General features: G+C 41.2%; 1 protein-coding gene. It reads right to left on the reverse strand.

All coding sequences use genetic code 11. The annotated features are described in order from the left end of the window. Window positions 1-1,286: RHS repeat domain-containing protein (locus tag T491_RS17800; RefSeq protein ID WP_369699763.1), on the reverse strand; the 1,286-nt coding region annotated here is incomplete at both ends.

Genomic DNA, 1,286 nt, shown 5'->3' on the forward strand with positions numbered 1-1,286 from the left:
TCCGATCTCATTAATTCACGATTTGATTCTACTATAGCATTCTTAGTTTCATAGTAAAGTCCTACACCAGGAACTGTCACATCTTTTTTTTCTAATGCTCGATGTGAACTTTCTTCACTAGGTCCTTTACTTTTAAGTTTTTCGACAGCTTTGAGTCCCCCCGCCTTATACGCTTCAATTATATTTTTAATATTATGGCCATGTAAGCACAATTCATGAACTATTGTATCCATTAAATCAGGATAGGATTTATTGTTATCAACGTCAATTGTCAAGGAAAAAACAAGTGTTCCATTTTCTTCGTTAATTCCAAAAGAACCGTATTTTACCGCCCCTGGAGATTCTCCTGTAAAGAAATGGTTTTCGCCAGTATTAAATTGTTTGATTTTAAGAATGAAGTTTGAAAATTCTCCTGTGCCCTTAACTCCATACTGATATTTACCTTTAGGAAGAAATGAGCCTATAATTTGTTTACCGTATCTTGTTTTTCCAAATAATGTCATGGCATTTTTTACCTGGAGACTACTACGATATCGTTTCCCAACTGCTTCACCCTTACTATTTACTTTCCTAAATAAAATAGGGATTATATCTTTCCCATCTGGATCAATATGCTTGATCGGACTATTCCCACAATAGTTATACGGACTAAACGGATAGAACTTTTCACACAATGGATCCATCCTATCCCATCTTAACAGGATGGGGTCATATTGTCTGGCACCGTGGTCGTAAGTGTTCAGGCCATGCATGCGGTCCAGTTCTTTACCACTATACTTGTAAGGTTGGAAATCAGGATTCATCGACGCGGATGCGTCTGCGTATGGTGCACCGAAGGGATAATAGTTTGTAACTTGCTTTACGTTACCACTGGCATCCACTACTTCACGGACATTTCCTAAATGATCCTGATTGTAATAGTAGAATGCAAAACTATCAGTCGTTGAGCTTGCAGCCGTTGCCTGAGCGTATCCACCCTCGAACAAGTACTTATCGACCTTGCCGTTCTTGAGGGTGAGGCTGCCGCCAAGCAGATAGTCCGTTGAGTCTGCTTGCAGTATCTGCGATGATGTCAGCTCGGCGGGCTTCACGCCCCAAGCCCTGGTGATATTCGGCTTGGCGGTATAGTGAACAGCACGTAGTTTCTTGCCTGATGCGCTATATACATACTTCGTCACGCTGCCGTTGGTGAAGTATATCTGCTTCGGATTGTTGTTCCAGTCGTAGGTGATATTACCGGTTTCAATGACCGACACCATGCCTGTGCTGTCTTTTATAAACATCAC

The sequence above is a fragment of the Prevotella sp. P6B4 genome (assembly GCF_000619985.1).
Lineage (GTDB): Bacteria > Bacteroidota > Bacteroidia > Bacteroidales > Bacteroidaceae > Prevotella.